Origin of the sequence: Streptomyces aurantiacus, assembly GCF_001418335.1 — a bacterium.
GTDB lineage: Bacteria > Actinomycetota > Actinomycetes > Streptomycetales > Streptomycetaceae > Streptomyces > Streptomyces aurantiacus.
The window spans coordinates 1-7703 of sequence record NZ_LIPP01000025.1 but is presented as its reverse complement, the minus strand read 5'-3'; the positions used below and the strand labels follow the sequence as shown (position 1 = coordinate 7703).

The following is a 7703-nucleotide window of genomic DNA, read 5'->3' as shown; positions in this document are numbered from 1 at the left end:
TCCTCCGGCTCACGCCCAGACAAAGAGGAGCGTTCAGCGCAACGACGGTGGAGGGGACGAGATATGACGACCGTTCAGGCCGATACCGACACGGATACCGACGCACAGCTCAGGGCGCTCGCCGAGCAGGCAGGGCGTGACCTGGAGGACGCCTCCGCCCTGGAGATCCTCCAGTGGGCCGCCGACACCTTCGGCAAGCAGTTCTGCGTGACCTCCTCGATGGAGGACGCGGTGGTCTCCCACCTCGCGTCCCGTGCCTACCCCGGCGTGGACGTCGTGTTCCTCGACACGGGCTACCACTTCCCCGAGACCATCGGCACCCGGGACGCGGTCGAGGCCGTGATGGACGTCAACGTCATCACGCTCACCCCGCGGCAGACCGTGGCCGAGCAGGACGCCGAGCACGGCCCGAAACTCCACGACCGCAACCCCGACCTGTGCTGCGCGCTGCGGAAGGTCGAGCCCCTTGAGCGAGGGCTCACCAAGTACCGCGCGTGGGCCACGGGCCTGCGCCGCGACGAGTCCCCGACCCGGGCGAACACCCCGGTCGTCGGCTGGGACGAGAAGCGCCGCAAGGTCAAGATCTCGCCGATCGCCCGCTGGACGCAGGACGACGTGGACGCGTACGTGAGCGAGCACGGTGTCCTCACCAACCCGCTCCTCATGGACGGTTACCCCTCCGTGGGCTGCGCCCCCTGCACCCGCCGGGTGCTGGAGGGTGAGGACGCGCGCGCCGGCCGCTGGTCGGGCAGCGCGAAGACCGAGTGCGGACTGCACGGCTGACCATGACCGCCACCTCGACGCATCCGACGACCGCGACCGGCTCGAAGCCCTCGACGACCCCGATGAACCAGGAGAACCAAGTGACCGGAGCCACCATCTGGCTCACGGGTCTGCCGAGCGCCGGCAAGACCACCATCGCGTACGAACTGGCCGGACGGCTGCGCGAGGAGGGCCACCGTGTCGAGGTGCTCGACGGCGACGAGATCCGTACGTTCCTGACGGCGGGCCTCGGCTTCAGCCGCGAGGACCGGCACACGAACGTTCAGCGCATCGGCTTCCTCGCCGACCTGCTGGCCCGCAACGGCGTCAAGACGCTCGTGCCGGTCATCGCCCCGTACGCCGACAGCCGCGAGGCCGTGCGCAAGCGCCACCAGGCCAGTGGCGCCGCGTACGTCGAGGTGCATGTCGCCACGCCGGTCGAGGTGTGCAGCGAGCGGGACGTGAAGGGCCTGTACGCCAAGCAGGCCGCGGGCGAGATCTCCGGGCTCACCGGGGTCGACGACCCGTACGAGGAGCCCACGTCGCCCGATCTGCGCATCGAGTCGCACACCCAGTCCGTGCAGGAGTCCGCGGCGGCGCTGCACGCGCTGCTCGCCGAGAGGGGTCTCGCATGACGACGACCGTCGCCGATGTCTCCGAGGAGGGGACCGACAGCCCGTACGCGCTCTCGCACCTGGACGCGCTGGAGTCCGAGGCGGTACACATCTTCCGCGAGGTCGCGGGCGAGTTCGAACGACCGGTGATCCTCTTCTCCGGCGGCAAGGACTCCATCGTCATGCTGCATCTGGCTCTGAAGGCGTTCGCGCCGGCCGCGGTGCCGTTCTCGCTGCTGCACGTGGACACCGGGCACAACTTCCCCGAGGTCCTGGAATACCGCGACCGCACGGTCAAGAAGCACGGCCTGCGCCTGCATGTGGCCTCCGTGCAGGACTACATCGACCGCGGCGCCCTCAAGGAACGCCCGGACGGCACCCGCAACCCGCTGCAGACCGTGCCCCTGACCGAGAAGATCCAGGCCGAACGCTTCGACGCCGTCTTCGGCGGCGGACGCCGCGACGAGGAGAAGGCCCGCGCCAAGGAACGCGTCTTCTCCCTGCGCGACGAGTTCTCCCAGTGGGACCCCCGCCGCCAGCGCCCCGAACTGTGGAACCTCTACAACGGCCGCCACGCCCCCGGCGAACACGTCCGCGTCTTCCCCCTCTCCAACTGGACCGAACTCGACGTCTGGCAGTACATCGCCCGCGAAGGCATCGACCTCCCGGAGATCTACTTCGCCCACGAACGGGACGTCTTCCAGCGCGCCGGCATGTGGCTCACCGCCGGCGACTGGGGCGGCCCCAAGAACGGCGAGAGCACCCAGACCCGCCTCGTGCGCTACCGCACCGTCGGCGACATGTCCTGCACCGGCGCCGTCGACTCCCACGCCACCACACTCGACGCCGTGATCACCGAGATCGCCGCCTCCCGGCTCACCGAACGCGGCGCCACCCGCGCCGACGACAAAATGTCCGAGGCCGCGATGGAAGACCGCAAGCGCGAGGGGTACTTCTAACCATGACCAGCACCATCGAGCCCGCCCAGCCCGCCGAGCCCATCGAGCCGCTGTCGGTCGAGCAGCTGTCCGAGACGACGCTGCTGCGCTTCGCGACCGCCGGCTCCGTCGACGACGGCAAGTCCACCCTCGTCGGACGACTCCTGCACGACTCCAAATCGGTCCTCACCGACCAGCTCGAAGCCGTCGCACACGCCTCACGCAACCGCGGCCAGGACACCCCCGACCTCGCCCTGCTCACCGACGGCCTGCGCGCCGAACGCGAACAAGGCATCACCATCGACGTCGCCTACCGCTACTTCGCCACCGCCAAGCGCCGCTTCATCCTCGCCGACACCCCCGGCCACGTGCAGTACACCCGCAACATGGTCACAGGCGCCTCCACCGCCGAACTGACCGTGGTCCTCGTCGACGCCCGCAACGGCGTCGTCGAACAGACCCGCCGCCACGCCGCCATCGCCGCCCTCCTCCGCGTCCCCCACGTCGTCCTCGCCGTCAACAAGATGGACCTCGTCGACTACCGGGAGCCGGTCTTCGCCACGATCGCCGAGGAGTTCACGGCGTACGCCTCCGAACTGGGCGTTCCCGAGATCACCGCGATCCCGATCTCCGCGCTCGCCGGGGACAACGTGGTGGACCCCTCCGCGAACATGGACTGGTACGGCGGTCCCACCTTCCTTGAGCACCTGGAGACCCTGCCGGTCAGCCACGACCTCACGACCTGCCACGCGCGGCTGCCCGTGCAGTACGTGATCCGTCCGCAGACCGCCGAGCACCCGGACTACCGCGGGTACGCGGGTCAGATCGCGGCCGGTGCGTTCCGGGTCGGCGAGCAGGTCACGGTGCTGCCCTCCGGGCGTACCTCGCGGATCGCCGAGATCGACCTGCTGGGCGAGTCGGTCGGCCTGGCCTGGACGACGCAGTCGGTGACGGTCCTCCTGGAGGACGACATCGACGTCTCGCGCGGCGACCTGATCGTGCCGACCCAGGACGCGCCCGCGACCACGCAGGACCTGGAGGCGACCGTCTGCCACGTCGCCGACGCGCCGCTGACCATCGGCCACCGCGTGCTGCTCAAGCACGGCACCCGCACGGTCAAGGCGGTCGTCAAGGACATCCCGTCGCGGCTGACCCTCGACGACCTGTCCCTGCACCCGCACCCGGGCCACCTGGTCGCCAACGACATCGGGCGCGTCAAGATCCGTACCGCCGAGCCGCTGCCGGTGGACTCGTACGCGGACTCCCGGCGCACCGGCTCGTTCATCCTGATCGACCCTGCCGACGGCACCACGCTCACCGCGGGCATGGTGGGCGAGTCCTTCGCCTCGCCGGAGCCGGTCAAGGCCGAGGCGGACGACGACGGGTGGGACTTCTGACATGGCCTCCACCTATATGGCCTCCATCTCCACCGATATGGCCTCCATCTCCACCGATTTCTACTCCACGTTCGCGAAGGAGGGCGGCCGGGTCGGCAGCGGCGCCCTCGGCGCCGGGCAGGGCGGAGTCGCGCGATGTGCGTGGTGACGTACGCGCACTGCCTGCGCGCCCTGTCCCCCCGCCCGCCGTCGCGGATACGACGAAGACCTGCCGACCTCCCGGCCACGACCTGAAGAACCGTGACCGCCGGGCCGACGAGAGGAACCCCTCCCGTGCCTGCCAAGGGCTCCACACTGCTTCGCCGCGGCATAGCCGTGGCCGCCGCGCTTCCCCTCCTCACCCTCGCCGCCTGCGGCTACGGTTCCGACAAGGACGAGGACACCTCGAAGGTCGCCGCCGAGGGCAAGAAGCTCTCCGCCGACACCGTCCGGATCGGCTACTTCCCGAACCTGACGCACGCCACCGCGCTCGTGGGTGACCAGGAGGGGCTGCTGCAGAAGGAGCTCGGGGGCACGAAGGCCTCGTACTCCCAGTTCAACGCGGGTCCGTCCGAGATCGAGGCGCTCAACTCCGGTTCGATCGACATCGGCTGGATCGGCCCCTCCCCCGCCATCAACGGGTACAGCACGACCGACGGCAAGGGCCTGCGGATCATCGGCGGTTCCGCGTCCGGCGGGGTGAAGCTGGTGGTCGACCCGAAGAAGATCAAGTCCTTGAAGGACGTCAAGGGCAAGAAGATCGCGACCCCGCAGCTGGGCAACACGCAGGACGTGGCGTTCCTCAACTGGATCGCCGAGCAGGGCTGGAAGGTCGACGCGGAGAGCGGCAAGGGCGACGTCTCCGTGGTCCGCACGGACAACAAGATCACGCCGGACGCCTACAAGTCGGGCTCCATCGACGGCGCGTGGGTGCCGGAGCCGACCGCGTCCAAGCTGGTCGCCGAGGGCGCGAAGGTGCTGCTCGACGAGGCCGATCTGTGGCCGGACAAGAAGTTCGTGATCACGAACATCATCGTGTCGCAGAAGTTCCTGAAGGCGCACCCGGATGTCGTCGAGGCCGTGCTCCGTGGCTCGGTGAAGACCAACAAGTGGATCAACGCCAACCCGGACGAGGCGAAGGCCGCCGCCAACACCAAGCTCAAGGCGCTGTCCGGCAAGGAACTGCCCGCCGACGTCATCGACCCGGCGTGGAAGTCGATCCAGTTCACCGACGACCCGCTGGCCTCGACCCTCAACAGCGAGGCGGACCACGCGGTGAAGGCCGGTCTGCTGGAGAAGCCGAAGCTCGACGGCATCTACGACCTGGCGCCACTGAACAAGGTCCTCAAGGCCGAGGGCGGAAGCGCGGTCGACGACGCGGGTCTCGGCGTCAAGTAAGCCCGGAGATCCGCCAAGCCCGGAGATCCATCAAGTCCGGAGATCCGCCAAGCCCGGACACCCATGAGTTCCAGAGTTCTCAGAGTTCCCAGGAGGTGACGACCATGGCAACCGCCCTCGCCAAGACCACCGACGCCGACACCGGTACGTCGGTGGAGTACGCCGCCCGGATCGAGCACGTCTCGAAGTCCTTCGCCGGCCCCGCCGGGCAGCAGCTCGTCCTGGACGACATCACGCTCGATGTCGCGCCCGGCGAGTTCGTCACCCTCCTGGGAGCCTCCGGGTGCGGCAAGTCGACGCTGCTGAACCTGGTCGCCGGGCTCGACAAGCCGTCCGCCGGCGGCATCAGCACCGACGGCCGCCCGGCCCTGATGTTCCAGGAACACGCCCTCTTCCCGTGGCTGACCGCGGGCAAGAACATCGAGCTGGCCCTGAGACTGAGGGGCCTGCCCAAGTCGGACCGCCGCGCCAGGGCGGAGGAGCTTCTGGAGCTCGTCCGGCTGAAGGGCGCGTACGGCAAGCGGGTGCACGAGCTGTCGGGCGGTATGCGGCAGCGGGTCGCGCTGGCCCGCGCGCTCGCCCAGGACAGCCAACTGCTGCTGATGGACGAGCCGTTCGCTGCCCTCGACGCGATCACACGGGACGTGCTGCACGACGAACTGACCCGTATCTGGCGTGAGACGAACGTGTCGGTGCTGTTCGTGACGCACAACGTGCGCGAGGCGGTGCGGCTCGCCGAGCGCGTGGTGCTGCTGTCCTCGCGTCCGGGGCGTATCGCGCGGGAGTGGACGGTCGACATCCCGCAGCCGCGCCGCATCGAGGACTCCGCCGTGGCGGACCTGTCCGTCGAGATCACCGAACAACTGCGTGGGGAGATCCGCCGACATGGCCAGCACTGAGACGAGCGCCGGCAAGACCGAGGCGGAGACGGACCCCGTCGAGGACAAGAGCGCCGGCAACGGTGGTGATCTCGCCGGACTCGAAGCGGGGCTCGACGCGCTGGACGCCGTCCAGACCAGGCGGGCCCCGTTCCGCAGGACCTTCGTGGAGAAGATCTTTCCCCCGATGGTCGCCGTGGCCCTGGTGCTGGTGATCTGGCAGGTCCTGGTCTGGGCGAAGGTCACCGACAGCTACAAGCTGCCTGCGCCGTCCGCGGTCTGGGACGAGGTCCAGGAGGCCTGGCTGGAGGGGACGCTCCTGGAGTACATCTGGACCAGCGTCTCCCGCGGTCTGCTGGGCTTCCTCATGGCGCTCGTGATCGGCACCCCGCTGGGGCTGCTGGTAGCACGGGTGAAGTTCGTCCGCGCGGCGATCGGCCCGATCCTGTCCGGACTGCAGTCGCTGCCGTCGGTGGCATGGGTGCCGCCGGCCGTCCTGTGGCTCGGCCTGAACGACTCGATGATGTACGCGGTGATCCTGCTCGGCGCGGTCCCGTCGATCGCCAACGGACTCGTCTCCGGTGTCGACCAGGTACCGCCGCTGTACCTGCGGGCGGGCCGCACGATGGGCGCGACGGGCCTGCGCGGCACCTGGCACATCGTGGTTCCGGCCGCGCTGCCCGGCTATCTCGCGGGCCTGAAGCAGGGCTGGGCGTTCTCCTGGCGCTCGCTGATGGCCGCCGAGATCATCGCGTCCTCGCCCGACCTGGGCGTCGGCCTCGGCCAGCTACTTGAGAACGGCCGTACGGCCAACAGCATGCCCATGGTGTTCCTCGCCATCCTTCTCATCCTGATCGTCGGTATCGCCATCGACCTGCTGATCTTCAGCCCGCTGGAGCGGTGGGTCCTGCGCAGCCGCGGTCTCCTCGTGAAGAACTGAGTGAAGAGCTGAGTGAAGAACTGACAACCATGCCAGAACCGGTACTCCTCGTCATCGCCCACGGCAGCCGCGACCCGCGCCATGCCGCGACCGTGCACGCCCTGGTACGCCAGGTGCGGGCGCGGCGGCCCGGGCTGCGCGTGGAGACCGGCTTCCTGGAGTTCAACGTTCCGTCCGTCTCGGGGGCGCTGGAGTCCCTGGCGGCGGACGGCGTACGGGACGTGGTGGCGCTGCCGCTGCTGCTGACCCGCGCCTTCCACGCGAAGACGGACATCCCGGCGGTACTGAACGCGGCCCCCGCCCGGCTGCGTATCCGGCAGGCCGAGGTCCTCGGCCCGTCACCCCTGCTGACGGCCGCGCTCGAACGGCGGCTGTACGAGGCGGGGTTGTGCCCCGCCGACAAGTCCTCGACCGGGGTCGTGCTGGCCTCGGCGGGGTCCACGGACCCGGAGGCGATCGCGGTGATCGCAGAAATCGCGCGGGAGTGGCGGCGGGCCGGCTGGTCCGCCGTGCGGCCCGCGTTCGCCTCCGCGGCGCTGCCCCGGACCGAGGACGTGGTCCGGGAGCTGCGGGCACTCGGTTGCGCGCGGGTCGCTGTGGCGCCGTACGTCCTGGCCCCCGGCCGCCTGCCGGACCGCATCGCCCGTGGCTCGGCCGAGGCGGACGTCCTGGCCGACGTGCTGGGGGCGGCGCCGGAGGTTGCGCGGGTGTTGCTGGGGCGGTACGACGAAGCGTGGTCGCCTGCGGCTGTGCTGTCCGCGGTGGGTGCCTGAGCAGGTTTTTCGCCCCCGCCGCCC

General features: G+C 69.8%; 9 protein-coding genes. All 9 read left to right on the top strand.

What is annotated here, in order from left to right; genetic code table 11:
- The first annotated feature begins 63 nt into the window (after positions 1 to 63).
- Entirely contained in the window at positions 64 to 783 is a 720-nt protein-coding gene (locus AOK01_RS03355) for a phosphoadenylyl-sulfate reductase (protein ID WP_055508190.1), read from the top strand.
- 62 nt (positions 784 to 845) lie between these two features.
- A complete protein-coding gene (gene cysC / locus AOK01_RS03350; protein WP_055508216.1) occupies positions 846 to 1397 on the top strand; it encodes an adenylyl-sulfate kinase in 552 nt (183 codons plus the stop codon).
- Positions 1394 to 2335, top strand: coding sequence for a sulfate adenylyltransferase subunit CysD (gene cysD, locus AOK01_RS03345; RefSeq protein WP_055508188.1), 942 nt, complete (start codon positions 1394 to 1396; stop codon positions 2333 to 2335). Before cysC ends, cysD begins: the two co-directional genes overlap by 4 nt.
- A gap of 2 nt (positions 2336 to 2337) precedes the next feature.
- Positions 2338 to 3711 (top strand): sulfate adenylyltransferase subunit 1, encoded by a 1374-nt coding sequence (locus AOK01_RS03340; RefSeq protein ID WP_055508186.1) that lies wholly within the window; start codon positions 2338 to 2340, stop codon positions 3709 to 3711.
- A gap of 1 nt (position 3712) precedes the next feature.
- Positions 3713 to 3859 (top strand): hypothetical protein, encoded by a 147-nt coding sequence (locus AOK01_RS43330; RefSeq protein WP_157871176.1) that lies wholly within the window; start codon positions 3713 to 3715, stop codon positions 3857 to 3859.
- Positions 3860 to 3984: 125 nt separating this feature from the next.
- Complete coding sequence (locus tag AOK01_RS03330; RefSeq protein WP_055508184.1) at positions 3985 to 5088, top strand: aliphatic sulfonate ABC transporter substrate-binding protein; 1104 nt, start codon at positions 3985 to 3987, stop codon at positions 5086 to 5088.
- 104 nt (positions 5089 to 5192) lie between these two features.
- Positions 5193 to 5987 (top strand): ABC transporter ATP-binding protein, encoded by a 795-nt coding sequence (locus AOK01_RS03325; RefSeq protein ID WP_055508182.1) that lies wholly within the window; start codon positions 5193 to 5195, stop codon positions 5985 to 5987.
- Positions 5974 to 6906 (top strand): ABC transporter permease, encoded by a 933-nt coding sequence (locus tag AOK01_RS03320; RefSeq protein ID WP_055508180.1) that lies wholly within the window; start codon positions 5974 to 5976, stop codon positions 6904 to 6906. The genes AOK01_RS03325 and AOK01_RS03320 overlap by 14 nt, the downstream gene beginning before the upstream one ends.
- Before the next feature lie 29 nt (positions 6907 to 6935).
- A complete protein-coding gene (locus AOK01_RS03315) occupies positions 6936 to 7679 on the top strand; it encodes a sirohydrochlorin chelatase (RefSeq protein WP_055508178.1) in 744 nt (247 codons plus the stop codon).
- Positions 7680 to 7703 lie beyond the last annotated feature (24 nt).